Raw genomic sequence first — 26,488 nt, 5'->3', positions numbered from 1 at the left:
GCCTCAAACGCCGGCGGGGCTGTATTTCAGCCTCGCCGGCGTTTGAGGCGCGGGGTCTGGGGCGGAGCCCCAGCAGCGGCGCCGCGCAGGCACTACCGCCCGGCCCCGGCGACGGCCCGGAGGGCGGCGAGGACGTGGGCCACCGCGGGAGCGGACTCGGCGCCCCGGCGGACCGCCGCGATCACGTGACGGGTCGGGCGGTCGTGGGTGAGGACCCGCACCGCCACGCCCGAGGCGCGGCTCGACACCATCCGCGGGACCAGCGCCACGCCCATCCCCGCCTCGACCATGGCCAGGATGGCCGTCCAGCCGGAGGCCGAGTGCGCCTGCTCCGGGACGAAGCCCGCCGCCTCGCACGCGCCCACGGCGATCTCCGACCAGGGCCCGCTGCCCCCGTAGATCCACGGATCCCCGGACAGATCGGCCAGCCGCAGGTCCGCCGCGGCGGCGAGCGGATGGTCCGGCGGGAGGGCCACGTCCAGCGGGTCCTCCAGCAGGGTGACCCGGGTGAACCGGGGATCGCGCGCGGTCGGCGCGTGGGCCGCCAGTGACAGCGCCAGGTCCACGCCCCCGGCCGACAGGAGCTCGTACGACTCCGCGGCCTCGGTCTCCCTGACCCGGACCTCCACTCCCGGGTGGGCCCGGCGCAGCGCCGCCACCGCCGGGACCACGAGCACCGGTACGGCGGTGGAGAAGGCGCCGACCCGTACCTCCCCCGCGTCCCCGGCGAGGTACCCGGCCAGCTCCGCGTCGGCCCGCTCCAGCTGCGCGAACACCACCTCCGCGTGCCGCAGTACGAGGTGGGCCGCGTCGGTGAGCCGGACCCGCCGGCCCTGTGCCTCCAGCAGTACGACGCCCAGCCCCCGGGCGAGGTTGGTCAGCTGCTGCGAAACGGCCGAGGGCGTCATGTGCAGCGCCTCGGCCGTCGCGGTCACGGTGCCCCGTTCGGCGAGGGTCCGCAGGATCCGCAGCTTCTTGATGTCCCACTCGGTCATGGGGCCGAACCTACCGCCGGGCGCTCCCGAGCCCGACTCCGCCGAGGATCAGCGCCATGCACAGCAGCTGCGCCGGGCCGGTCTCCTCGCCCAGCAGCAGGAAGCCGAGTCCGGCCACGCACACCGGCTGGAGGTAGTAGACGACTCCGGCGCGGGCCGCCCCGATGATCGAGATGGCCTTGTTCCAGGCGAAGAAGGCGACGGCCGAGGAGAACACCCCGACGTACAGCAGCGGTCCGACGGTCCCGGCGGTGATCTCGAAGCCGCCCTGGACGGTGACGGAGACGGCGTAGACGGGGGCCAGCATCAGCGCGCCGAGCACGAAGGTGGTGATCAGGAAGGCCAGTCCGCCGAGTTCGGCGGGCTTGCGCCGCAGCAGGGCGCTGTACGTGGCGAAGGAGAGGGCGGCGCCGAACATCCACAGGTCGCCGGCGCCGAAGTCGAAGCCGAGGGAGCCGTCCCCGACGAGCATCAGCACGCCGAAGGCGGCGAGCAGCATTCCGAAGGTCCGCCGCTTGCCGAGCCGTTCGCCGCCGAGGCGGGCGTAGAGCGCCATGATGACGGGCGAGGCGGCCATGATCATGCCCATGTTGGAGGCGGAGGTGGTCAGTCCGGCCTGGTGCACGAGGGTGTTGTAGAGGGCGACGCCGAACAGCGAGGCGAGGGCGATGTAGCCGAGGTGCTGCCGGATCAGGGCCCGCTGCTGCCAGGCCTGGCGGGCGGCGAAGGGGGCGACGGCGATCAGGGCGATGATCCAGCGCCAGAAGACCGCCTGGACGGGCGGGACGGTCTCGGCCATTCCCCGGGTGGCGACGAAGCTGCCGGACCAGACGACCGTCGCGAGCAGGGCGAGGAGTACGCCGAGCCCGGCGGCACCCTTCTTCCCCGTGCTGCCGGGCTCGGCGTGCGAAACGGTACGGACGCGGTCCATGACGGCCACTGTGTGTCTCCCCCTCGGGGTCGGTCTGAAGTGCGTGGGACTACGGTCGCACCCGCTCATCAGTCAGGTCCATCGAAATGTTTTGATCGATTCGTTCAGCAGAAGTGAACGGTTCGGGCTCCCGGGCGGCCGCCGCCAGCTGCCCGGCGACGGTGGCCCCGAAGGCGATGGCCATCCCGGCGAGCTGTACGGGCGACAGCGCCTGCCCGAGGGCGGCCCAGCCGATGACGGCGGCGGTGAGCGGGGAGAGCGGGCCGAGCAGGGTGACCGAGGTGGCGCTGAGCTGTCCGATGCCGCGGAACCAGAGCCAGTACGCGATGCCCGTGTTGATCAGCATCATGTAGCCGTAGCCGAGGAGGGCGTTGCCGTCGAGCGCGGGCGGAGCGCCCTCGACGAGGACGGCGACCGGGATGATGAACAGCCCGCCCGCGGTGAGCTGCCAGCCGGTCATGGCGAGGGGACCCACTCCTTCGGGGCGCCCCCAGCGCTTGGTCATGACGGTGCCCGCGCCCATGGAGGCCGAGGAGACCACACCGGCGACGATCCCGATGACGTCCAGCTTCGCCTCGGCGGTGAGCACGACCATGCTCACCCCGAGCGCCGCCACGACGGCCGCGAGGACGGTACGGACTCTCGCGCGCTCCCCGAGGAGGAGGGCGGCGAGCCCCACGACGAACAGCGGGCCGGCGGAGCCCAGTACGGCCGCGACTCCTCCGGGCAGCCGGTAGGCGGAGAGGAACAGCAGCGGGAAGAAGGCGCCGATGTTGAGGGTGCCGAGGACGGCGGACTTCCACCACCACCGGCCCTTGGGCAGGGTCCGGGCCAGGGCGGTCAGCAGCAGTCCGGCGGGCAGGGCCCGCATGACGCCGGTGAACAGCGGCCGGTCGGGCGGCAGCAGTTCGCTGGCCACGAAGTAGGTCGAGCCCCAGGAGACGGGGGCGAGGGCGGTCAGGGCGACGGTGGCGAAGCGCTTCATGGCGGGAACTCCTCGGGCGGGTGAGGAACGCGGGACCGTACGGGACTCGGGCGGCGGGCTCGGCGGCCGACTCGGGCGCCGGGTTCAGGCGGCCGGCTCAGGCGGCCGGCTCAGGCGGCGGGTACCGGCGTGCGCGGGGTGGCCGTGACCGGCGGCTCGGCGTGCACGGCCTCGGCCGGCAGGTGCGGCTCCAGCCGGACCAGCGCCAGGGCGGCGCCGAGGGCGGCGACGGTGAGCACGGCCCAGGGCAGGCGGCCGTCGACGGCGAGCAGGGCGGTGAAGAGGGAGGGGGCGAGGGCGCTGGCCAGCGAGTAGGACAGCTGGTAGGTGGCGAGGTAGCGGCCGCGGACGGCTTCGGGGGCGGCGGAGACCGACAGGGCGCCGCCGGAGGGGCTGTGCACCAGCTCGCCAAGGGTGTAGACGACGACGATGACCAGCAGGGCGACCAGGGTGACGCTCTGGCCGGGGCGCAGCGTGCCGAGCACGATCTGCCCGACGAAGGCGGCGGCGAAGAGCAGGGCGCCCAGGGCTGCCGAGCGGGTGCGGCGGGCGCCGGAGCGGCGGACCCGGCCGGCGATCAGCACGCCGATCCCGGCGCACAGGGCGGTGTTGAGGGTGAAGGCGGCTCCGGTGAGGGAGTCGGGGGCCGCCAGCCAGGTGGAGAGGTAGAGCGGGAAGAGGACGGAGAGGGCGGAGTAGCCCAGCGCGGTGAGGAAGTTGGCGGCGGTGAGCCCGAGGAAGGGGCGGTCGCGCAGGACCATCCGGTATCCGGCGGGCGCCCGCTTGGCGGAGCCGGTCGCGGTGTCGCGGACCGGGCGGACCCGGCTGACGAGCAGTCCGGCGAGGGCGAAGGCCAGCGAGTTGCCCCAGGCGGTGTAGGTGAATCCGCCGGTCCCCCACAGCGCCAGCACTCCGGAGACGATCAGGGCGCCCGCGCCCATCCCGGCGTTCTGCAGGGCCCGCGTGGACGCCTGGAGCCGGTCGCGGGCGGCGCCGCGCGCCACCTCCCCGATCAGGGACTGCTGGACGACGCCGAAGGACCGGTCGGCGAGCGCGGTGACCAGGGCCACGGCGGCGAAGGCGGGCAGGGAGCTCGCGAAGGGGTAGAGGGCGAAGCCGAGCGCCCGTATCGCGTAGAGCACCAGGTTGACCCGCTTGGCGCCGAACCGGTCGACGGCCGAGCCGGCCAGCGGCATGAAGGTCAGCCCCGCCACTCCCGTCACCGTCATGACCAGGCCGACGAGGGCGAAGGAGAGGCCGGTGACGTGGTGGAAGAAGACCAGCGAGAAGGGGATGTACATGCCGATCCCGACCGCGCTGATGCCGATGCCGGTGAGCAGGGCCCGCTCGCCCGCGACTCTCGTTTCCATTGCTTCCCCCCGAAGTAGATCGACGGAAAGTAGCTTACCTCTAAGCTACTTTCCGTCAAGCAACTTTCTTGCGAACGAGTTGAGGAAGGCTGGATACTGCGGCCATGACCGAGGCCAACAAGGACGCCGTCGACGCCATCACCGCCCAGTGGCACGTGGTGCGCCCGGACCTGAACACCGACCCCATGGCCGTCTTCGGCCGCATCTACCGGATCGCCCGGGCCATGGGCGACGAGATGGAACGGGCCTACGCCCGCTTCGGCATCTCGCGCGGGGAGTTCGACGTCGTCGCCACGCTGCGCCGCTCCGGCGCCCCGTACACGCTCTCGCCGCGCCAGCTGTCGGCCACGCTCATGCTCACCACGGGCGGCATGACCGGGCGTCTGGACAAGCTGGAGAAGGCCGGGCTGCTCTGCCGCAAGCCCGATCCGCACGACCGGCGGGGGCTCCAGGTGACGATCACCGACCGCGGCCTGGCGCTCATCGACGAGGCCGTGGCCGCCGGCCTGGAGGTGCAGCGCGCCGCGCTCACCGGGCTGAGCGAGGAGGAGGTCGACGTACTCACCGGCCTGCTCCGCAAGCTGATGGCCGGCATCTGAGGACACGACAAGGCGCCGGGGGTCGACGCACGGCCGAAACGGAATCGGCGTGCGGACCCCCGGCGCCCGGAAGTCTTACGGGGACCCCGGCGGGGTCGGCCCGTGTCGGCTGACGTGCGTCAGCCGGCGTTACTGCTGCTTGCGCGACTTGTCGCCGACCATCACGAGACCCGCGATGACCAGGAACAGCACGATCGGCGCGGCCACGTACAGGCCGAGCGTCTCGCCAATGCTCAGGCCCGGGCCCGGGTCGTCACCGTCGTCGCGGGTCACCGCGAGGGCGGGAGACGTCATCAGCAGCATCATCAGCGTCGTTCCGGCCGTGACGGCGCCGGCGCGCAGAGCGTTCTTCTTGTCCACGGTGCAAACGTAGCGAACACCTAAACGGGGCGCGCGCCCGGGGGTGCCGTACGGGGCCGCGCGCCCTCCCGTACGCCCTGCCGCGCACCCTCGCGCACCGCCCCCAGCAGCGCGTTCGCCCGGGGCGAGGCGGCCAGTTCCTCCAGGGTCAGCGGCCGCCCCCCGGCATCGGCGAGCGGCAGCCGCCAATTGGGGTACTGGTCCGAGGTGCCCGGCAGGTTCTGCGGCCGCCGGTCCCCCACCGCGTCCGGCAGCCATACGCCGACCAGCCGCGCGGGCGTGCGCAGCAGGAAGGCGTACAGCGCCTGTACGGCGGCCTCCTCGCCCTTGGTATCCAGGCCGAGCCGGTCCAGCAGCTCCAGCCACTCGGCGGTGTCGGCGGCGTCCTCGGCCCGTTCACGCTCGGCCGGACGGGTGAGCAGCCCGAGCCGGTCGCGCAGTTCCACATGACCCCCGGCGAGTTTGGCGGCCGTGGGCGGCAGGTCGTGGGTGGTGGCGGTGGCCAGGCAGTCGGCCCGCCAGGCCCCCGGCGCGAGCGGGCTGCCGTCGCCCGCCCAGTCCCGCTCGAACCAGAGCACCGAGGTGCCGAGCACCCCGCGCCGGGCCAGCTCCTGACGGACCCGCGGCTCCACCGTCCCGAGGTCCTCGCCGATGACCAGGGCGCCGGCCCGGTGGGCCTCCAGGACCAGGACCGCCAGCATGGCCTCGCCGTCGTAGCCCACGTACGTACCCCCGGCGGGCGGGGTGCCCTCCGGGATCCACCAAAGCCTGAACAGGCCCATGACGTGGTCGATCCGCAGCGCGCCGGCGTAGCGGAACACCCCGCGCAGCAGGGACCTGAAGGGCGCGTAGCCGGTGGCGGCCAGCACGTCCGGGCGCCAGGGCGGCAGCCCCCAGTCCTGGCCGCGCGCGTTGAAGGCGTCCGGCGGGGCCCCGACGGAGATGCCCCGGGCGTGGAAGCAGCCGGTGCGGGTGTCCGAGCCGTCGGGATGCACCCCGACGGCGAGGTCGTGCACGATGCCGACGGCCATGCCGGCCTCCCGGGCGGCCCGCTGGGCGGCGGCGAGCTGGGTGTCCGTCAGCCAGACCAGCCAGCGGTGGAAATCGGCCCGCTCCCCGGGGTCCTCGCCCGCCGCGGCCGCGCACCAGGCGGCGTGCCGGTCCAGCGACGGGCCCTGCGCGGCGCGGAACTCCCCGTAGGCGGCCTCGCGTTCGGGCGTGCGCGGGACGGCGTACAGCAGCTCCAGGGCGGCCCGCTTGAGCGCCCAGACGGCGTCCCGGTCGATCAGCGCGCCCTTCTCCAGCACCTCGCGGCGCAGCTCCGCGCCCCGCCCGGCGAGTTCGGCGAGGGCCGCGCGGTCCGGGCAGTCGGCGTACTCCGGGACGTCCTCGATCCGCAGGTGCACCGGATCGGGGAAGCGGCGCGAGGACGGCCGGTACGGGGAGGGGTCGGTCGGGGTGCCGGGCACGGCCGCGTGCAGCGGGTTGACCTGGATGAAGCCGGCGCCGTGGGTCCGGCCGGCCCAGCGGGCGAGGTCCGCGAGGTCGCCGAGGTCACCCATGCCCCAGGAGCGCTCGGAGAGCAGGGAGTAGAGCTGGACGAGCAGTCCGTGGGCCCGCTCGGGCGCGGCCGGGGCCCGGTCCGGGGCCATGATCACCGTGGCCTCGGCGGTCCGCCCGTCCGGCGTGGCGACGGCGATCCGGTGGACGCCCAGCGGCAGCCCCTCGGGAAGCGGCCCGCGGGGGCCGCTGATCCCTTCGACGACCTCCGGCCCGTCCAGCCCCGCCGGCCCCTCGGTTCCCTTCCCTGCCTTCCCTGCCTCCGCGTCCTCCAGCTCGACGCGGATCCGCGTTCCCGTCGGCAGCGCGGACAGTTCGGCCGGCGGCGGCGAACCCGCCCACCACACCAGCACGTTCGGCAACAGCCGCGCCCGCGCCTGGCCTTCGGCCTCCGCCAGGCACACCCGGATGTCCTCGGGGGTGTCGGTCACCACGCCGAGCATCCCGAGCACGGTGGCGACCGTGGCCCGCGGCACCTGGACGGTGACGTCCGCGGCGGGCTGGTAGGCGGTGGCCACACGGTGCAGGTTCGCGAGCCGGGCCAGGTCGTCCATGGACGCACTCCTTTGTGCATGAGGGTGGGTCAGCGTCCGGTCAACACCGGGCGAGCACCCTGGGACACGGCCGGGGAACACCGCAGCCCTACCCAGTCCGGGGCACCGCATTCCTGGCATTTCCGGGTGAGATCACCCACCCGCATTGACACTCCCGCCGCACGGGTGGTGGGCTCGGGCTCATTCGTACGAGTGGGTGACGTCTCGGGACGAGGAGGCTCTGTGCAGCTCAGGGGCAGGAAGCGGGCGACGGCAGCCGCCATCGCCGTGATCGGGTCGTTGCTGGGCGGCGCCGTGGCCGCGGCGCCGCCGGGGGCCCTCGCCGCGCCCTCCGCACCGGACCGGCCGGCCCGTGAACCGGCCTCCGGGGACGCCCCGGTGCCCGTGCTCGACCCCGGCGCCGACATCCCCCGCACGGCCTCCGAGGGGCCCGCCGTGTGGCCCCGGCCGCAGGCGATGGCCGCCGACGCGGCGCGCGAGGTGCCGCTGGGCGCGGAGGCCGTGCTGCTGGCGCCGGCCGACGCCGACCCGTACGCGGTCCAGGTGGTACGGGACGCCTTGCGCGGGGCGGGCGTACGCACCCTCCACGAGCCCGCTCCCGGGGCGCCGCTGCCCGAGCGGGGCACGGTCGTACGGCTCCAGGACACGGGCGCGGAGGAGGCGCTGCGGGCGCTCGGCGCGGCCGCGGCCGGGGACCTGCCCGACGGGGGCTACCGGCTGGCCGTGGGGCGGCCCGGCGGCCGGGACACGGTCGCACTGGCCGGCGTAGGGGAGGCGGGGCTGTTCCACGCGGCGCAGACGCTGCGCCAGCTGCTCGCGGGCGGCGGCGGGAAGGTGCCCGGGGTACTGGTGCGGGACTGGCCGGCCGCGCCCGTGCGCGGGATCACCGAGGGCTTCTACGGGGAGCCGTGGACGCGGGAACAGCGCCTCGCGCAGCTCGACTTCATGGGCCGCACCAAGCAGAACCGGCTGCTGCTCGCGCCCGGCGACGACCCGTACCGCACGACGGCCTGGCGCCAGGACTACCCGCAGGAGCGGCAGGAGGAGTTCCGCGCGCTGGCCGAACGGGCCCGCGCCAACCGGGTCGTCCTGGCCTGGGCGGTGGCCCCCGGACAGTCGATGTGCCTGTCCTCGGAGGCCGACCGGGCGGCGCTCGCACGCAAGCTGGACGCGATGTGGGACCTCGGCTTCCGCGCCTTCCAGGTGCAGTTCCAGGACGTCAGCTACACCGAGTGGGGCTGCCGGGCCGACCGGGAGCGGTACGGGAAGGGCCCGGCGGCGGCCGCGAAGGCGCACGCGGAGGTCGCGGGCCGGCTGGCCGCGCACCTGGCCGCCCGGTATCCGGGGGCGCCCGCGCTGTCGCTGCTGCCGACGGAGTTCTACCAGGAGGGCGCCACCGCCTACCGGACCGCCCTGGCGGGCGCGTTGGACGCGCGGGTGGAGGTGGCCTGGACGGGCGTGGGCGTGGTCCCGCGCACCATCACGGGCAAGGAACTCGCCGGGGCGCGCTCCGCCCTGGGGCACCGGCTGGTCACCATGGACAACTACCCGGTGAACGACTGGGACCCGGGCCGGATCTTCCTCGGCCCGTACGCGGGCCGCGAGCCGGCGGTGGCGGGCGGCTCCGCGGCGCTGCTGGCCAACGCGATGCCGCAGGGCACCCTGTCCCGGATCCCGCTCTTCACGGCGGCGGACTTCGCGTGGAATCCGCGCGGTTACCGGGCCGGGGAGTCCTGGGCGGCGGCGGTGCGCGAGCTGGCGGGCCCCGACCCGCGGACGCGGGAGGCGGTGGCGGCGCTGGCCGGGAACACCGCCTCCTCGGGGCTGAAGCTGGAGGAGTCGGCGTATCTGAAGCCGCTGGTCGAGCAGTTCTGGAAGGCCCGCGCCGCGGGCGATCCGGCGGCCGGGGCCGAGCTGCGCAAGGCGTTCACGGTGCTGCGCGAGGCCCCGGGCCGGCTGCCGGGCCTGTCGGCCGAGGCGGGGCCCTGGCTGGAGCGGCTGGCGCGCTACGGAACCGCGGGCGAACTGGCCGTGGACGTCCTCCAGGCCCAGGCCCGCGGTGACGGGGCGGCCGCCTGGCAGGCCGCCCGGGCCCTGGCCGAAGCCCGCGAGGCCCTGGCGGAGCCGGGGACGGCCCGGGTGGACAAGGCCGTCCTGGAGCCCTTCCTGAAGAAGGCGGCGGCGGAGGCCGACGCCTGGACCGGGGTCGCCCGCACCACGGGCACGGTGACGAAGGAGGCCGAGGCCTGGACGGTACGGCTGGAGGCGGCGCGCCCGGTGTCGGCGGTGACGGTGATGACGGACCCGCTCCCGGCGGGGACGCGGGGCGCGGCGGTCGAGGCCCACGTACCGGGCGAGGGCTGGCGCAAGGTCGCCGACGCCGCGGCGTCGGGCTGGACCCAGGTGGACACGGCGGGGCTGCGCGCGGACGCGGTACGGCTGTCCTGGGCCGGGGCCGGGGCCGCTCCGGCCGTGCACCAGGTGGTGCCGTGGTTCGGGGACGGCCCGCGGGCCCGCTTCGAGCTGGCGGACGGGGCCGTGGCCGACGCCGAGATCGGCGGCGCCCCGCAGCGGGTCTCGGCGCAGCTCTCCGCCCTCGGCTCCGGCGAGGTCCGCGGGCCGCTGACGGCGCGGCCGCCGGCGGGCATCGAAGTCCGCCTCCCACAGGTCGCGGTGGCCCCGCGCGGCGGCCAGGTCTCGATCCCGCTGGAGGTCGTCGTCGCGCCGACGACCCCGCCGGGCAGCTACCAGGTCCCGGTGGCCTTCGACGGGGAGACCCGCACGCTGACCGTGCGCGCGGTGGTCCGTACCGGCGGGCCGGACCTGCTGCGCACCGCGCGGGCGTCCTCCTCGGCGGACGAGACCGCCGATTTCCCGGCCTCCGCGGCCGTGGACGGCTCCGCCACCACCCGCTGGTCCTCACCGGCGGTGGACGGCGCGTGGTGGCAGGCGCAGCTGCCCGCCCCGGCCCGGATCGGCCGGCTGGAGCTGCACTGGCAGGAGGCGTACCCGTCCGCGTACCGGGTGGAGACCTCCACGGACGGCGTGACCTGGCGCACGGCGGTCACCGTGGCGGCCTCGGCAGGCGGTCGCGAATCCCTGCGCCTGGACGCGCCGGACACGCGCTTCATCCGCGTGACGTGCGAACGCCGCGCGACGCGCTTCGGCTCCTCGCTGTGGTCGGCGGAGGCGTACGCGGTCACGCCGTAGCCCGCCTCAAAGGCCTGGGGCTCCGCCCCGCACGTGGGGTGCGGGGCGGAGCCCCAGGAAGCCGGGCCGCAGGGCCTGCTAGGACGCCGCGACACCGATCCGCTCCAGCGCGTCCTGCGCCCCGTACGGCTGGAGGTACGGCATCCAGCGGGGATCGCGGTGCCCCGTGCCGATGATCCGCCAGGCCAGGCCCGAGGGAGGGGCCGGCTGGTGGCGCAGGCGCCAGCCGAGTTCCAGCAGGTGCCGGTCGGCCTTGACGTGGTTGCAGCGGCGGCACGCGGCGACGACGTTGTCCCAGGCGTGCTGACCGCCCCGGCTGCGCGGGATGACGTGGTCGACGCTGGTGGCGACGGCGCCGCAGTACATGCAGCGACCGCCGTCCCGCGCGAACAGGGCGCGCCGGGTGAGTGGAACGGGCCCCCGGTAGGGGACCCGCACGAAGCGCTTGAGCCGGACCACGCTGGGAGCGGGGACGACCCTTGTCGCGCTGTGCAGATAGGCGCCGGATTCCTCCAGGGAGACAGCCTTGTTCTCCAGGACGAGGACGAGCGCGCGGCGGAGCGGTACGACGCCGAGGGGCTCGTACGACGCGTTGAGGACCAGGACGTGCGGCACGGACTGCCTCCTTGTACGCCGGCGGCGCGTGGCTCGCGCCGGGACGATCTGCCTTCCAGTCTCTCCTTACGGCTGGTCGAAGCGCCACCACTCGCCCGTAACGGGTCCGGGGTGTTTTCAACCACAGTCCAGTCATCCCCAGGTGAGCCTCGTCTCTCCCTCGAACACGGGCCCCCTCGGCAAACATGGTGAAGGCATTGCCCCGTTAGTGTGGTTGGTCTGCCCCGCACACCGTTCCGCGGGCAGACCGCTATACCTGGAGGTTCCCGTCGTGCCCTGGCCCGCCGCTCCGCTGCCGCTGGCAGCCGAAGTCCCGGACGCGCCCGCCTCGGTCAAGGAGGCGCAGACGAGCGTCACCGAGGCCGCGAGCTTCATAGAGCAGAACTGGGCCACCTGGCTGAGCATCGGCCTGCGGATCCTGCTGATCGTCGTGATCGCGGCGGCGCTGCGCTCGGTGGTCCGCAAGGCGCTGACCAAGCTGATCAACCGGATGAACACCAGCGCCGAGGCGGTCGAGGGCACCGCGCTCGGTGGCCTGCTGGTCAATGCCGAGCGGCGGCGCCAGCGTTCGGAGGCGATCGGCTCGGTACTGCGGTCGGTGGCTTCCTTCCTGATCCTCGGCACGGCCGCGCTGATGGTCCTAGCGGCCCTGAAGATCGATCTGGCCCCGCTCCTGGCGAGCGCCGGTGTGGCCGGTGTGGCCATCGGTTTCGGCGCCCGGAACCTGGTGACGGACTTCCTGTCCGGCGTCTTCATGATCATGGAAGACCAGTACGGCGTCGGCGACAAGATCGACGCGGGTGTGGCCTCGGGCGAGGTCGTCGAGGTCGGGCTGCGGGTGACCAAGCTCCGCGGGGACAACGGCGAGATCTGGTACGTACGCAACGGCGAGATCAAGCGGATCGGCAACCTCAGCCAGGGCTGGGCGACCGCGGGCGTGGCCGTCCAGGTCAAGCCCACGGAGAGCATGACCCGGATCCGCGAGGTGGTCCAGGACGTCGCCGACACCCTGGCGAAGGAATCCCCGTGGAACGAGCGCCTGTGGGGTCCGGTGGAGCTGCTGGGCCTGGACGAGGTGCTGCTCGCCTCGATGACCGTGAAGGTGTCCGCGAAGACGATGCCGGGGCAGCAGTTCGCGGTGGAGCGGGAGCTGCGCTGGCGCATCAAGGAGGCCTTCGACGCGGCGGGCATCCGCATCATCGGCGGGCTGCCGGCCTCGGACGAGGAGGAGGCCCCGGCGGACCCGTCGGCCGCCGTCGCCCCGCCGTCCGCGCTGGCGAACCCGGCCTCCCCGCAGTCGCTGGCCACCGCCCCGATCCCGCCGACCGGTCCTCGGATCGCCAAGTAGCCGCACAGGCACCACGACGCGACACACGAGACCCCGTCTGCCCCGCAGGTCATTCCTGCGGGGCAGCGGCATTGACACAGCTCAGACAGCAATAGGAAACTTACCTAACAGTCCACGAAGGTTCACCTCGGTGAGGGAGAGACCGCTCCATGCCCGCCGCCACGCCCGGAACGCCCAGCCTGTTGCGCGCCATGAACGACCGGGCCGCACTCGAACTCCTGCTGACGCACGGCCCGCTGTCCCGGACCCGCATCGGGCACCTGACCGGGCTGTCCAAGCCCACCGCCTCCCAGCTGCTGGCCCGCCTGGAAACCGCCGGACTCGTCGTGGCCACCGGCACCGACGGCGGCCGCCCCGGCCCCAGCGCCCAGCTGTACGCGATCAACCCGCGGGCCGCGTACGTCGGCGGCCTCGACGTCACCCCCGGGCGCGTGCTGGCGGCCGTCGCCGACCTCACCGGCACGGTGACCGCCACCCACGAGGTCCCGTACACCGAGGGCGCCCAGGCCGTCGACCAGGTGACCGCGGCCCTCGACGGGGCCGTCGCGGCGGCCGGACTGCACCGCTCCGACCTGCGCCGGGTGGTCATCGCCACGCCGGGCGCCTTCGACCCCCAGACCGGTCGCCTGCGCTACGCCAGCCACCTCCCCGGCTGGCACTCCCCCACCCTCCTCGAAGACCTGGCGGCGGCCCTGCCGATGCCCGTCGGGTACGAGAACGACGTCAACCTCGCCGCCGTCGCGGAACAGCGCCTCGGCGCGGCCCGCGGCCACGAGGACTTCGTCCTGCTGTGGAACGAGGAGGGCCTCGGCGCCGCGCTGGTGCTCGGCGGCCGGCTGCACCGCGGCTGGACCGGCGGCGCGGGCGAGGTGGGCTTCCTGCCCGTACCGGGCCGCCCCCTGGTCCGCCAGGTCACCCGGGCCAACTCCGGCGGCTACCAGGAGCTGGCCGGGGTGGAGGTCCTGCCCGGGCTCGCCGCGGAGCTGGGCGTCGAGGCCGCCGGGCCCGGGCCGGGCACCGACGCGCCCGACGCCTCCGACGCCTCCGACGCCTCCGACGCGCCGCAGGGCCCGCACAGCCCGGAGGTCGCCGCCGCCGTCGCGCTGCTCACGCGGGCTGCCGCCACGCCCGAGGGGCCGCACCTGCGCTTCCTGGAGTCGTACGCCACCGCGCTCGCCACCGGTCTCGCCTCGCTCGTCGCCGTACTGGACCCGGAGATCGTGGTCCTGTCCGGGGCCGCCATCAGCGCGGGCGGCGAGCCGCTGCGCGCGCTGCTGGAGGCCGAGCTGGCCGAACTGGCCCCTTCCCGGCCGCGCCTGGTCCCCGGCGAGGTCCTGGAGCGGCCCGTCCTGCACGGCGCGCTGGAGAGCGCGCTCTCCGCCACCCGCGACGAAGTGTTCGACACCTCCCGCTGACCGACCCGTCCCCCGCGCCCGCCACCCCGACACCGGCCCCAACCCCGACACCGGCCCCACCCCGGCCTCACGCCAGCCCCCACCGGCACCCCACACCAGCACAACCCCCCGCACCGGCACCCCCCACGGAACGTTCCTCCCGCAGAGAGTGAGCCCCGCCATGCCCAGATCCGGACGCCTGACCACCGCAGCCGCCGTCCTCGCCGCGATATCCGCGCTCGCCACCGCCTGTACGGGCCAGAGCGCCGACACCGCCGCCGACGACCCGAAGGCGGACGTCACCCTCAACTTCTGGCACGGCTGGTCCGCGCCGGGCGAGGTCAAGGCGATCGAGGAGAACATCGCCCGCTTCACGCAGGCCCACCCGAACATCAAGGTCCAGGTCACGGGCAACATGACCGACGACAAGATCAACCAGGCGCTGCGCGCGGGCGGGGACAAGGCCCCCGACGTGGTCTCCTCCTTCACCACCGACAGCGTCGGCAAGTTCTGCAACTCCCGCGCCTTCACCGACCTGAACCCCTTCCTCCAGAAGTCCGGGGTCGACAAGACCAAGGTCTTCCCCAAGACCCTGCTCGAATACACCCAGTTCGACGGCAACCAGTGCACGCTGCCGCTGCTCAACGACGCCTACGGCCTCGTCTACAACAAGACCGCCTTCGCGGCCGCCGGCATCACCGAACCCCCCAAAACGTGGAGCCAGTTCACCGAGGTCGCGCAGAAGCTGACCAAGGCGGACTCGTCGGGCCACTCGTACGAGCAGGTCGGCCTGATGCCCACCTTCCACGGCTACGAGACCACCCCCATGCGGCTCGCCGCGCAGTGGGGACCCGCCTACTTTGGCGCCGACGGCAAGTCCAACCTGGCCCGGGACCCCGCCTTCGCGAAGATGCTGACCGCGCAGCGGGACCTGGTGGCCAAGCTCGGCGGCTACGAGAAGCTGGAGCGGTTCCGCAACACCTTCGGCGACGAGTGGAGCGCCGAACACCCCTTCCACACCGGCCAGGTGGCCATGCAGATCGACGGCGAGTGGCGGGCCCCGATGGCCAAGGAGGCCGGTGTCGCCTTCGAGATCGGCACCGCCCCGCTGCCCGTCCCCGACGACCAGGCCGCCGACTACGGCAAGGGCTACCTCGCCGGCACGATCATGGGCATCGCCGCGGGCAGCAAGAAGCAGAACGCGGCCTGGGAGCTGGTCAAGTACATGACCACCGACACCGAGGCGGTCGTGGCCTTCGCCAACGCCATCCACAACGTGCCCTCCACACTGGCGGCCCTGGAGTCCCCGAAGCTCCAGGTGAGCCCGGAGTTCAAGACCTTCCTCGACATCGCGCGGCACCCCAAGTCCAGCACCACCCCCGCCCAGGCCGACGGCGGCACCTACCAGCTGACCTTCACGGACTTCGCGTACGCGGTCGAGAAGGGCGAGGCCACCGACATCCCGGCCGGTCTCGCCAAGACCGACCAGCAGATCGACACGGACATCGCGAAGGCCAAGTAGCCCCGATGACCTCCCCCACCCTGCGGACGAAGCGCCGCCGCTCCGCCCTGCGCACCGCGGCCTTCATGTCGCCCTGGCTGATCGGGTTCTGCGTCTTCTTCGCCTACCCGCTCCTGTCCACCGTGTACTTCTCCTTCACCAAGTACGACGGCTTCCGGCAGCCCGCCTTCAACGGCCTGGACAACTGGAGCTACGTCTTCACGGACTATCCGCTGTTCTGGCCGGCCATCCGCAACACCCTGTGGCTGGTCGCGGTGATGGTCACCTGCCGGGTCCTCTTCGGCCTCGGCATCGGCCTGCTCATCACGAAGATCAAGACGGGGGCCGGGATCTTCCGGACCCTGTTCTACCTGCCCTACCTGGCACCGCCGGTCGCCGCGACCCTGGCCTTCGTCTTCCTGCTCAACCCCGGCACCGGCCCCGTCAACACCTTGCTGGACTCGGTGGGACTGCCCACCCCCGGCTGGTTCACCGACGCCGACTGGTCCAAACCCGCACTGACCGCCCTCGCGCTGTGGGGGGTGGGCGACCTGATGGTCATCTTCATGGCCGCGCTGCTCGACGTACCGAAGGAGCAGTACGAGGCCGCCGAGCTCGACGGGGCCGGGGCCTGGGCGCGGCTGCGCCACATCACCCTGCCGAACATCTCGCCGATCATCCTCTTCGCGGTGGTCACCGGGATCATCCAGGCCATGCAGTACTACGCCCAGCCGCTCGTGGCGGGAAAGGTGGCGGCCGGGGTGATCGGCGGCTCGGGCCAGCAGTTCGAGCCCGGCTACCCCGACAAGTCCACCCTGACCCTTCCGCAGCTCGTCTACAACCTCGGTTTCCAGCGCTTCGACTACGGCACCGCGTGTGTCGTCGCGCTCGTCCTGTTCGCCCTGTCCATGGCCTTCACCGCGCTCCTGATGCGGCGCCGCGGCGGACTGATCGGAGCAAGCGAATGAGCACGCGCAGCAGTGGCCGCAGGGCCGTACTGCACTGGATCGGGGTGCACTCGCTCGGCGTGGCCGCCGCCCTCTTCTTCGTCCTCCCCTTCGTCTTCCTCTTCCTCACCTCCCTGATGGGGGACCGGCAGGCCCTGACGCGCGACCTGTGGCCGGACACCTGGGAGTGGGGCAACTACGCCACGGTGTGGCACACCCCGGGCTTCCTGACCTGGTGGCGCAACACCCTGTTGTACGCCGGACTCGGCACCCTGTTGACCGTGGTCTCCTCCGTGCCCGTCGCGTACGCCCTCGCCAAGTTCCGCTTCCGCGGGCGGCGGCTCTCGCTGCTGCTCGTGATCGCCATGATGATGCTGCCGCCCCAGGTGGTGGTCATCCCGATGTACCTCTTCTGGGCCAAGCAGCTCGACCTGTCGGGCACCCTGTGGCCGCTGATCATCCCGATGGCGTTCGGCGACGCCTTCTCCATCTTCCTGCTCCGCCAGTTCCTCCTGACCATCCCCGACGAGTACCTGGACGCGGCCCGCGTCGACGGCTGCGGCGAGGTCCGCACCCTGCTGCGCGTCGTCCTGCCGATGGCCCGGCCCGGTATCGCCGCCGTCGCGCTGTTCCAGTTCTTCGCCGCCTGGAACGACTACTTCGGCCCTCAGATCTACGCCTCCGACAACCCGGCCGCCTGGACCCTCAGTTACGGACTGGAGTCCTTCAAGGGGGCGCACCACACCAACTGGAACCTGACCATGGCCGCGACCGTGCTGGTCATGGCCCCGGTGATCGTCCTCTTCTTCTTCGCCCAGAAGGCGTTCGTCGAGGGAGTCACCCTGACCGGCGTGAAAGGCTGACAACGGATGAAACTCGCAGTGGTGGGCGGCGGTTCCACCTACACCCCCGAGCTGATCGACGGCTTCGCAAGGCTGCGCGACACCCTGCCGGTCAGCGAGCTGGTGCTGATCGACCCCGCCGCCGACCGGCTGGAGCTGATCGGCGCCTTGGCCCGGCGGATCCTCGCCCGGCAGGGGCACCCGGGGCGCGTCAGCACCACCTCCGACCTCGACGCGGGAGTCGCCGGGGCCGACGCGGTCCTGATCCAGCTGCGCATCGGCGGTCAGGCGGCCCGGCTGCAGGACGAGACGTGGCCGCTGGAGTGCGGCTGCGTCGGCCAGGAGACCACGGGCGCGGGCGGCCTCGCCAAGGCGCTGCGCACCGTCCCGGTGGTCCTCGACATCGCCGAGCGGGTCCGGCGGGCCAGCCCGGACGCGTGGATCATCGACTTCACCAACCCGGTCGGGATCGTCACCCGGGCCCTGCTCCAGGCCGGCCACAAGGCGGTCGGGCTGTGCAACGTCGCCATCGGCCTCCAGCGGAAGTTCGCGGCGCTGCTGGACCTGGCGCCGGCCGACATCCACCTGGACCACGTGGGGCTCAACCACCTCACCTGGGAGCTGGGCGTGCGCCGGGGCGGCCCGGGCGGCGAGGACCTGCTGGCGGACCTGCTCGCCGCGCACGGCGAGGCCATCGCCGCGGACCTGCGCCTGCCGCGCGCGGTCCTGGACCGGCTCGGCGTCGTACCGTCGTACTACCTGCGCTACTTCTACGCCCACGACCAGGTCGTACGGGAACTCGGGAGCAAGCCCTCGCGGGCCGCCGAGGTCGCGGCGATGGAGCGGGAACTGCTCGCCCTGTACGCGGACCCCGCGCTGGACGAGAAGCCGGCGCTGCTGGCCGAGCGGGGCGGGGCCTTCTACTCGGAGGCGGCCGTGGACCTGGCGGCCGCCCTGCTGGGCGACGGCGGCTCCCCGGTCCAGGTCGTCAACACCCTCAACAACGGCACCCTGCCGTTCCTCCCCGACGACGCGGTCATCGAGGTCCAGGCACGCGTCGACGGCTCCGGACCCGTGCCGCTGCCGGTGCCCCGGCTCGACCCCCTGTACGCCGGGCTGATCTCGCACGTGACGGCGTACGAGGACCTAGCGCTGGACGCGGCGCTGCGCGGCGGCCGCGAGCGGGTCGCCAAGGCGCTGCTGGCGCACCCGCTGATCGGCCAGTTCGACCTGGCCGAAGGGCTGACGGACCGGCTCCTCGCGCACAACAAGGAGCACCTGCCGTGGGCGTGAGCCGGCCCGCCGTCCTCGCGGTCGACGCGGGCAACAGCAAGACGGACGTGGCGCTGATCGCCGCCGACGGCACGGTGCTGGGCACCGGCCGGTCCGGGGGCTTCCAGCCCCCGCGGCACGGCGTCGAGGCGGCGGTGGACGTCCTCGGGCAGGCCGCCGCCGAAGCCGCGGCGGCCGCCGGACTGCCCGCGCCCCGGCCCGGATCCCCGTACGCCGCCCAGGTGTCGGCGTGCCTGGCCAACGCCGACCTGCCGGTGGAGGAGCGCCGGCTCGCGGAGGCGATCGGGGCGCGCGGCTGGGGCGCGGCCACCGCGGTGCGCAACGACACCTTCGCGATCCTGCGGGCCGGTGTGGACGAACCCCGGGGCGTCGCGGTGGTGTGCGGGGCCGGCATCAACTGCGTCGGGATGACCCCGGACGGGCGGACCGCGCGTTTCCCCGCGATCGGCCGGATCTCCGGCGACTGGGGCGGCGGGGGCGGACTGGCGAAGGAGGCCCTGTGGTTCGCGGCCCGGGCCGAGGACGGCCGGGGCGAGGCGACGGAGCTGGCCCGGGCGCTGCCCGCCCACCTGGGCCACGATTCGATGGCCTCGCTGATCGAGGCGCTGCACCTGGGCAGCATCCCGGCCGGGCGGCGGCACGAGCTCACCCCGGTGCTGTTCGCGGTGGCGGCGGCGGGGGACCCGGTGGCACGGTCGCTGGTGGACCGGCAGGCGGACGAGGTCGTGGTCATGGCCTCGGTGGCGCTGGGCCGCCTGGGCCTGCTGGGCGAGGAGGTGCCCGTGGTGCTGGGCGGCAGCGTGCTGGCGGCCCGGCACCCGCAGTTGGACGACCGCATCGCGGCGGCCCTCGCCGACCGGGCCCCGCGGGCCCGGATCCGCGTGGTCACGGCCCCACCGGTACTGGGCGCGGGCCTGCTGGGCCTGGACGCGCTCGGCTCCCCGCCCGAGGCCTACGGAAAACTCCGTGCCCACTTCGGGTGAACCCGCCCCTGGGAGCGCCGGGTCTGGAACCGTGGCGCTCGCGCAGACGTATTGACGGTGAAGGAGCGAAGGAGTGAAGGGGTGACGGGGGCGCCCGCGGGAGTGGATCGCCCGGGATCCGGCACCAGGTGCTGTGGCCGACCGGCACTACGGCCATACTGCTGCGCAGGGGGTACCTTCCGGCGGTGGCCCGGGGGGACGACAGGACCGAGGGGGAGGTCACGGTGGCGATCACATCACGTGCGCCCGCGCCCGGGGGCGGTGTCTCCGTGCCGCCCGCCGCGGCGTCGGCGCCGCCGCCCGACGGGCCGCCCGGGCGGAGCACCGCCTGGGCCGAGGGCGTGGAGCGACTGCGCGAGGCCGCGACCACCGAGCCCGGCCGGCTGCGGATCATCGGCGCCGCACTGGCCGCCCTGATCGTGCTGTTCGGGGCGGTGAGCGTGGTGCAGATCTCCGACCGGGCATCCGCCGCCGACGACGTGGTGGGCCGCAGCCAGCCGCTGAGCGCGGACGCGGCGAGCATCTACCGCTCCCTCGCGGACGCCGACACGACCTCCTCCAGCGGCTTCCTCCTGGGTGCCCAGGAGCCGCGCGAGGTCCGCCAGCGGTACGAGAAGGACATCGCCAACGCCTCCAAACTGCTGGTGAGCGCGGCCGCCAACGCCGGCGGCAATGCGGACTCCCGCGAGCAGATCACCCTGCTCAGCGAGCAGCTGCCGCGCTACACCGGCCTGATCGAGCAGGCCCGGGCCACCAACAAGCAGGGGCTGCCGCTGGGCGGTGCCTATCTCCGCTACGCCAACGAACAGATGACCACCCAGCTGCTGCCCGCCGCGCAGCGGCTGTACGAGGCGGAGACCGCCCGGCTGTACACGGACCACGACGACGCCCGTTCCTGGCCGCTGGCCTCGCTCGGTACGGGCCTGCTCGCGATCGCCGCCCTGGTGTGGGTGCAGCGGCGCAACTACCGGCACACGAACCGGGTCTTCAACCACGGGCTGGTGGCCGCGACAGCCGCTTCGGTGGTGGTGCTGCTGTGGCTGTCCGTGGGGCAGACGGTGGCGCGGTCCTCGCTGAGTGAGGCCCGCGCGGACGGGCAGGAGTCGATGAAGGTGCTCAACGACGCCCGGATCGCCTCCCTCCAGGCGCGGGCCGGTGAGAACCTGACGCTGATCGCGCGGGGCGCCGTACTGGCGGAGGACAAGAAGTCCGACAAGTACGACGTGGACTTCACGAACAACATGAAGCAGTTGGACGCCGGGCTGGCGACCGCGCTGCGGCTGGCCGACGACGAGGCCGGGCGGGCGCCCGTGAGCCAGGCCGTGGACGGCGTGAAGCAGTGGAAGCAGCGGCACACGGCGGCTCGGGAGGCGGACTTGAAGGGGGACTACGAGGCCGCGCTGCCCCAGGTCGTCGGGGACGAGCAGCACAAGGAGAGCAGCGGGGCCGCCTTCGACACGGTGGACGCCTCCCTGGAGCGGGCGGTGGCCCACGAGCAGCGGGAGTTCACCCGGGCGGCCCGGGACGGGCTCGGCGCGCTGGGCGGTCTGATGGTGGGCTCGGCGGCCCTGGTGGTCGTCGGTGCGGCGGCGGCTCTGCTCGGTATCGGGCGCAGGCTTTCGGAGTACAGGTGAGAGCGATGCGGATACGAGCGAGGCGGGCCGCCGAAGGCCACGAGGGGTACGCGGGCCCCGAGGCGTACGAAGGCCCCGCGCTCCACGCGGCGCACGGGGCGGCTCCGGTCCCGGTGTCCGGGCTGCGCCGGGCCGCGGGCCGGCTGCGCGGCTGGGGCGGGGTGAGCGCGATGGCCGCGGCCTGCGCGATGACGGCCGCGGTGGCGCTGCTGCCGCTGGCCCACGCGACGCCGGAGACCGGCGGCCCGGCGGCGGTCCGCAAGCCCGCGTCGATGGCGGCGGCCCCGGCCGCGCCGTGGGTGCCCTCCGACACCTGCCCGGACCCCGAGGCCAGCCTGCGCCCGTCCGACGTGGACGGGGCGACCATCGCGCGGATCAAGGCGGCGGGCAAGCTCGTCGCCGGCGTGGACCAGAACAGCTTCCGCTGGGGCTACCGCAACCAGGCCGCCGAGGGCCGTCTCGACGGCTTCGACATCGACCTGGTCAAGGCCATCGCCAAGGACATCCTGGGCGACGAGAACGCGGTCATCTACCGGGCCATCCCCACGAGCCAGCGGATCCCGGCCCTCCAGGAGGGCCGTGTCGACATCGTCGTGCGGACCATGACCATCAACTGCAAGCGGCTGGAGGACGTGGCCTTCTCGACGGCCTACTTCGAGGCCGGGCAGCAGGTGCTGGCCCCCAAGGGTTCGCCGATCACCGGTTACGACGCCTCGCTGAAGGACCAGCGGATCTGCTTCGCCGCCGGTTCCACGGCGGAGGCGGCGCTGAAGGCCCAGTCGTACGGCTCGGTGCCGGTCACGGTGGCCAACCAGCTGGACTGCCTGGTCCGGCTCCAGCTCGGCGAGGTCGACGGCATCATCACGGACAACGCCCTCGCGGCCGGGCAGGCCGCGCAGGACCCCTCGGTACGGCTGGTGGGCTCGCCCTTCACCCGCGAGTTCTACGGTGTGGCGATGAACAAGGACGCCTCCGATCTGGTCCGCCGGGTCAACAAGGTGCTGGAGAACTACCGCGCGGGCGGCAGCGGCAGCCCGTGGATGAACTCGTACCGCAAGCACCTCGAGCTGGTGCTGCCCGGTGTGGCGGCGCCGCCCGCGCCCAAGTACCGGGACGGCTGAGGCCGGTGGCGGTTCCGGGCACGGGTGGGGGCGCAGGACCGGGCGCGAGGTCGGACACGGAGTCGGACACGGAGGCGGCAGCGGAAGCGGAGGCACAGTCGGTGGAGCCGGGGTCGGCATGGATGGACCGGGACGACGTCGACCGCGCCCTGGCCAGGCTGGGCGCGGAGCACGAGGCCGTGGAGACCTCGCTGCTCGCCCTCCAGGACCACGCCGGGCGCCGGCTGCTGGAAGGCGCCGGGCTGACGGGGGTCACCAAGGAGCGGTGGGCGGCCGCCGACGCGGACATCACCCGGCTGTGGACGTACTTCGACGCCTACAGCGGGGCGCTGGCCGCCGCCCGTGAGGTCCGCGAGCGGCGCCGCTGGCCGAACCGCGAGGACCTGATCGAGCTGACCGAGCGGCTGCGCGGTCCCGGCGTGTTGATTGCCGGAGCCGCGGCGGAGGGCGTCGCGCTCGCGGAGCGGCTCTCGCTCGCCGAGCTGGTGGCCCGGATGAACGAGCTGTACGCGAGCTCGCTGGACGTGGTGGTCGCCGCCGACTCGGTGTGGTCGGCGCTGCCCGCCCGGATCGACCTGCTCGCCGCCGAACTGCACCGCACCCGCTCGCTGGCCCACTCGGTGGGCGTGCGCCCGGGCGAACACCCCTCGGGCGACGACCTGGAGGACATCACCGCCGAGCTGACGGAGCTGCGGGCGCAGGTGATCGCGGACCCGCTGGCGTTCTGGCTGCCGGCGGCGGGGAGTTCGGCGCCCGGCGGCGGCCGTCCGGACACCGCGCGCTACGACCGGGCCGCGCTCGCCCTGGAGGACGTACGCCGTGAGGTCGAGGCGGTGCTGGACGTACGGCAGGACGCCGAGCAGCGGCTGATCAGCCTGCGGGACGTGCTCTCGCGGGCCGACCGGACGCTGGCGGAGGCGCGGACGGCGCGCGGCGAGGTGCTGGCGAAGATCGCCGCGTCGGAGGTGCCCGCGGTGAGCGGCCCGCCGACGGTGTTGCAGGAGCAGCTCGCGGCGGCGGCCGAGCACCGGCGCCAGTCCCGCTGGCACCGGCTGTCTCCGCTGCTGGAATCCCTGGAGGAGCGGGCCGAGGAGGAACTGCGCCGGGCCCGTGAATCGTTGACCGCCGTGACGGCGCCGCTGGCGGTACGGGCCGAGCTGCGCGGGCGGCTCGACGCGTACAAGGCGAAGGTGGCCCGGCACGGCATGGCGGAGGACCCGCTGCTGATCGAGCGGTACGACGCGGCCCGGCGGATGCTGTGGAGCGCGCCCTGCGACCTGCGGGCCGCCGAACAGGCGGTCCTGCGCTACCAGCATGCGGCGGCGGAATCCCTGGTGCCGCAGCAGTTGCGGCACCAGGACCACCGGCCCGAGCAGCCGGGACACCAGGAACAGCGGCCCGAGGGGCCGGGGAAGGAGGACGCATGAGCCTGATCGGAACCGCGTGCGTTCGCCCCGGCTGCCCGGGGGCGTACGAGGACATGGGCGGCGGCGAGCTGTACTGCGACACGTGCGGGCTGGCGCCGATCGGCGCCGTCTCGGCGGGCGCGGAGGAGCTGGTGTCGCCGCCGACGGGCATGACGAGCGCGGCCAGGGGCTCCCTGGGGTCCGGCGGGTCACGCGGGTCGCGGGGGTCGATGGGCTCGCAGGGGTCCCACGGTTCGGCGCGCACCTCGGCCTCGGCCCGCTCCTCGCGGTCCTCCACCTCCCGCCGCTCGGTGTCGGGGCGGCTGTCCCGGTCGCTGTCGGGGACCGTGTCCACCCGGTCGGTGTCGGTGCGCAGTTCGGGCTCGGCGGCGTCCTCGGGGCGCAGCCGGCTCGGGGCCGGGCTGGTCAACGTACCGGAGGTGCCGCGTCCGAATCCTTCGACGGCGGTCCTGGAGAACCCGGAGGTGCCGGAGCGCAAGCGGTTCTGCTCGCGCTCGGACTGCGGGGCTCCGGTGGGCCGGGCCCGCGGGGACCGGCCGGGCCGGACGGAGGGGTTCTGCACCAAGTGCGGGCACCCGTACTCCTTCGTGCCCAAGCTGAACCCCGGCGATGTGGTGCGCGGCCAGTACGAGGTGTCGGGCTGCCTGGCGCACGGCGGCCTGGGCTGGGTGTACCTGGCGGTGGACCGGGCGGTCGCGAACCGGTGGGTGGTGCTCAAGGGCCTGCTGGACACCGGGGACCAGGACGCGATGGAGGCCGCGATCTCGGAGCGGCGCTTCCTCGCGGAGATCGAGCACTCCAACATCGTGCGGATCTACAACTTCGTGGAGCACCTGGACCAGCGGACCGGTTCGCTGGACGGGTACATCGTCATGGAGTACGTCGGCGGCAAGTCGCTGAAGGAGATCGCGAACGAGCGGCGCCGGCCGGACGGGCGGCGTGATCCGCTGCCGGTGGAGCAGGCGTGCGCGTACGGCATCGAGGCGCTGGAGGCGCTCGGCCACCTGCACAGCAGGAACCTCCTGTACTGCGACTTCAAGGTCGACAACGCGATCCAGCAGCAGGACCAGCTGAAGCTGATCGACATGGGCGCGGTGCGGCGGATGGACGACGTGGAGTCGGCCATCTACGGCACGGTGGGCTACCAGGCCCCGGAGGTCGCCGAGCTGGGCCCGTCGGTGGCCTCCGACCTCTACACGGTGGCGCGGACGCTGGCCGTGCTGACCTTCGACTTCCAGGGCTACACCAATGTGTTCGTGGATTCGCTGCCGGATCCGGAGCACATCGAGGTCTTCAGACGGTACGAGTCCTTCTACCGGCTGCTGGTACGGGCGACCGACCCGGACCCGGGGCGGCGGTTCGCGTCCGCGCAGGAGATGGCGGACCAGCTGACGGGCGTGCTGCGGGAGGTCGTCGCCCTCCAGACGGGCCGGCCGCGGCCGCAGCTGTCGACCCTCTTCGGTCCGGAGCTGCGGGTTCCGGACACCCGGCTGTTCGCCGACACGGCGGGAACGGTCGTGTCCCGCCTGGGTTACCGCGCGCCTGCCTCCCGGCACGGTGGCGGGCTCCTCGGGGTGCTGGGCCGCGGCCGGACTCCGTCCGGTACGCCGGCGGGCGCGGGTTCGGTGCAGCCCACCGGGCCGGCTCCGGCGACGGGCCCCGGCGGGGCGTCCGGCCCGTGGGGGCCTGCGCACATCGGCGGGACGCCACCCGGCGGAGCGGTGCTGCCCGCGGGCCAGGCCGGGGCGCCGCTGCCCGCGCTCGGGAGCACGGCCACGCACGTGGCGGGTGCGCCGGTGCCCGGACCCCGGCAGGCGCCCGCGGGCCCGGGGGCGCCGTCGGCTCCGGCCACGGGCACGGGGGCCGCGCTCGCACCCGTGTCCCCGCCGCCCCTCGGGGGAACGGCCACCGCACGCGACACCGCGCTGGCCCTGCCCGTACCGCTGGTGGACGCGAGCGACCCGAACGCCGGTTTCCTGACCGGCCTGCTGGCCTCCGCGCCGGGCGACCTGCTGGGCGCGCTGGGCTCGGCGCCCGCCGATTCGGCCGAGTTGCGGCTGCGGGAGCTGCGGGCCCGGCTGGAGCTGGGCGAGCCGGCCGAGGCCTCCCGGACCCTGACGGAGCTGGAGGCCCGGCATCCCGACGACTGGCGGGTGGTGTGGGCGCGCGGCATCGCCTCGCTGGCCACCGGGGACGACGAGACAGCGGCCCTGTCCTTCGACGCGATCTACGACGCCTTTCCCGGTGAGCCCGCGCCGAAGCTGGCCCTCGGGGTGTGCGCGGAGGTGCTGGGCCAGCTGGACAACGCCGCCGAGTACTACCGCCTGGTGTGGATCACCGACCCGGGATTCGTGAGCGCGGCCTTCGGGCTGGCCCGGGTCCAGCTGGCCGCCGGTGACCGGGACGCGGCCGTGCGCACGCTGGAATCCGTGCCCGAGGCGTCCATCCACTACACCGCCGCGCGGGTGGCGGCCGTACGCGCACGTCTGCGCGACCGGTCCCCGCAGGAGCCGCTGCTGGCCGACCTGGCGGCCGCCGCCGACCAGGTGGAGGCCCTGCGGCGGTTCGGGCTGGACCCGGAACGGGTGGAGCGTCTCGCCACCGAAGTTCTGGGCTCGGCCCTGGACTGGGTACTGTCGGGGAGCCGGGGTTCCGACCCCGGCCGGACCTCGCTGCTCGGCAGTCAACTGGACGAGCGGGGCCTGCGCTTCGGACTGGAGCGCTCGTACCGCGTTCTCGCACGGCTGGCGCGGCGTGGCGAGGAGAGGATCGAACTGGTGGAGCGGGCAAACCGTTTCCGTCCCCGGACGTGGGTGTGA

Annotated in this window: 20 protein-coding genes; 13 read left to right on the top strand and 7 right to left on the bottom strand. The window is 73.9% G+C overall.

Annotated features, from left to right (window positions below):
• Positions 1-92 precede the first annotated feature (92 nt).
• The 4 genes from ACZ45T_RS04635 to ACZ45T_RS04620 form a co-directional block, all read right to left on the bottom strand.
• A complete protein-coding gene (locus ACZ45T_RS04635; RefSeq protein WP_468437452.1) occupies positions 93-995 on the bottom strand; it encodes a LysR family transcriptional regulator in 903 nt (300 codons plus the stop codon).
• A gap of 10 nt (positions 996-1,005) precedes the next feature.
• Entirely contained in the window at positions 1,006-1,935 is a 930-nt protein-coding gene (locus ACZ45T_RS04630; protein WP_468437450.1) for a DMT family transporter, read from the bottom strand.
• Positions 1,936-1,975: 40 nt separating this feature from the next.
• Complete coding sequence (locus ACZ45T_RS04625; protein WP_468437448.1) at positions 1,976-2,911, bottom strand: EamA family transporter; 936 nt, start codon at positions 2,909-2,911, stop codon at positions 1,976-1,978.
• Between the two features lie 110 nt (positions 2,912-3,021).
• Positions 3,022-4,281, bottom strand: a complete 1,260-nt coding sequence (locus tag ACZ45T_RS04620) for an MFS transporter (protein ID WP_468437446.1) — start codon at positions 4,279-4,281, stop codon at positions 3,022-3,024.
• Positions 4,282-4,385: 104 nt separating this feature from the next.
• On the opposite strand from ACZ45T_RS04620, the gene ACZ45T_RS04615 reads away from it, so the two are divergent.
• Positions 4,386-4,880 (top strand): MarR family winged helix-turn-helix transcriptional regulator, encoded by a 495-nt coding sequence (locus ACZ45T_RS04615; protein ID WP_468437444.1) that lies wholly within the window; start codon positions 4,386-4,388, stop codon positions 4,878-4,880.
• A gap of 129 nt (positions 4,881-5,009) precedes the next feature.
• Here ACZ45T_RS04615 and ACZ45T_RS04610 read toward each other — a convergent pair whose 3' ends face one another.
• Together ACZ45T_RS04610 and ACZ45T_RS04605 are read right to left on the bottom strand one after the other, a co-directional pair.
• Positions 5,010-5,240: a hypothetical protein gene (locus tag ACZ45T_RS04610; RefSeq protein WP_468437442.1), complete on the bottom strand. Its 231-nt coding sequence runs from the start codon at positions 5,238-5,240 to the stop codon at positions 5,010-5,012.
• A gap of 20 nt (positions 5,241-5,260) precedes the next feature.
• Positions 5,261-7,354, bottom strand: a complete 2,094-nt coding sequence (locus ACZ45T_RS04605) for a 4-alpha-glucanotransferase (RefSeq protein ID WP_468437440.1) — start codon at positions 7,352-7,354, stop codon at positions 5,261-5,263.
• A gap of 222 nt (positions 7,355-7,576) precedes the next feature.
• Between ACZ45T_RS04605 and ACZ45T_RS04600 the strand changes: the two genes are divergently transcribed.
• Complete coding sequence (locus tag ACZ45T_RS04600) at positions 7,577-10,564, top strand: beta-N-acetylglucosaminidase domain-containing protein (protein WP_468437438.1); 2,988 nt, start codon at positions 7,577-7,579, stop codon at positions 10,562-10,564.
• A 78-nt stretch (positions 10,565-10,642) separates the two neighbouring features.
• Here ACZ45T_RS04600 and ACZ45T_RS04595 read toward each other — a convergent pair whose 3' ends face one another.
• Positions 10,643-11,179, bottom strand: a complete 537-nt coding sequence (locus ACZ45T_RS04595) for an HNH endonuclease (protein ID WP_360892756.1) — start codon at positions 11,177-11,179, stop codon at positions 10,643-10,645.
• Between the two features lie 271 nt (positions 11,180-11,450).
• On the opposite strand from ACZ45T_RS04595, the gene ACZ45T_RS04590 reads away from it, so the two are divergent.
• The 11 genes from ACZ45T_RS04590 to ACZ45T_RS04540 all read left to right on the top strand — a co-directional run bounded on the left by ACZ45T_RS04590 (position 11,451) and on the right by ACZ45T_RS04540 (position 26,488).
• The gene (locus ACZ45T_RS04590; RefSeq protein ID WP_468437435.1) at positions 11,451-12,527 is read left to right on the top strand and encodes a mechanosensitive ion channel family protein; all 1,077 of its coding nucleotides are present in this window, start codon (positions 11,451-11,453) and stop codon (positions 12,525-12,527) included.
• Between the two features lie 149 nt (positions 12,528-12,676).
• On the top strand, positions 12,677-13,942 hold the full coding sequence (locus tag ACZ45T_RS04585) for an ROK family transcriptional regulator (protein ID WP_468437433.1): 1,266 nt from the start codon (positions 12,677-12,679) through the stop codon (positions 13,940-13,942).
• A gap of 160 nt (positions 13,943-14,102) precedes the next feature.
• A complete protein-coding gene (locus ACZ45T_RS04580; RefSeq protein ID WP_468437431.1) occupies positions 14,103-15,443 on the top strand; it encodes an ABC transporter substrate-binding protein in 1,341 nt (446 codons plus the stop codon).
• 5 nt (positions 15,444-15,448) lie between these two features.
• Positions 15,449-16,390 carry a carbohydrate ABC transporter permease gene (locus tag ACZ45T_RS04575; RefSeq protein WP_468437429.1) on the top strand — a complete coding sequence of 314 codons (942 nt, stop codon included), beginning with the start codon at positions 15,449-15,451 and terminating at the stop codon, positions 16,388-16,390.
• Entirely contained in the window at positions 16,387-17,232 is an 846-nt protein-coding gene (locus tag ACZ45T_RS04570; protein ID WP_468437427.1) for a carbohydrate ABC transporter permease, read from the top strand. Before ACZ45T_RS04575 ends, ACZ45T_RS04570 begins: the two co-directional genes overlap by 4 nt.
• Positions 17,233-17,238: 6 nt before the next feature.
• Complete coding sequence (locus ACZ45T_RS04565; protein ID WP_468437425.1) at positions 17,239-18,504, top strand: 6-phospho-beta-glucosidase; 1,266 nt, start codon at positions 17,239-17,241, stop codon at positions 18,502-18,504.
• Positions 18,495-19,487 (top strand): N-acetylglucosamine kinase, encoded by a 993-nt coding sequence (locus ACZ45T_RS04560; protein ID WP_468437423.1) that lies wholly within the window; start codon positions 18,495-18,497, stop codon positions 19,485-19,487. The genes ACZ45T_RS04565 and ACZ45T_RS04560 overlap by 10 nt, the downstream gene beginning before the upstream one ends.
• Before the next feature lie 224 nt (positions 19,488-19,711).
• Positions 19,712-21,121 (top strand): hypothetical protein, encoded by a 1,410-nt coding sequence (locus ACZ45T_RS04555; RefSeq protein ID WP_468437421.1) that lies wholly within the window; start codon positions 19,712-19,714, stop codon positions 21,119-21,121.
• A gap of 170 nt (positions 21,122-21,291) precedes the next feature.
• Positions 21,292-22,242: a glutamate ABC transporter substrate-binding protein gene (locus ACZ45T_RS04550; protein ID WP_468438007.1), complete on the top strand. Its 951-nt coding sequence runs from the start codon at positions 21,292-21,294 to the stop codon at positions 22,240-22,242.
• A gap of 122 nt (positions 22,243-22,364) precedes the next feature.
• The gene (locus ACZ45T_RS04545; protein ID WP_468437419.1) at positions 22,365-23,669 is read left to right on the top strand and encodes a coiled-coil domain-containing protein; all 1,305 of its coding nucleotides are present in this window, start codon (positions 22,365-22,367) and stop codon (positions 23,667-23,669) included.
• On the top strand, positions 23,666-26,488 hold the full coding sequence (locus ACZ45T_RS04540; protein ID WP_468437417.1) for a serine/threonine-protein kinase: 2,823 nt from the start codon (positions 23,666-23,668) through the stop codon (positions 26,486-26,488). The genes ACZ45T_RS04545 and ACZ45T_RS04540 overlap by 4 nt, the downstream gene beginning before the upstream one ends.

The organism is Streptomyces sp. NPDC030995 (genome assembly GCF_055571215.1).
The sequence above is the reverse complement of the archived record's forward strand: the minus strand, read 5'-3'. Positions and strand labels throughout refer to the sequence as shown.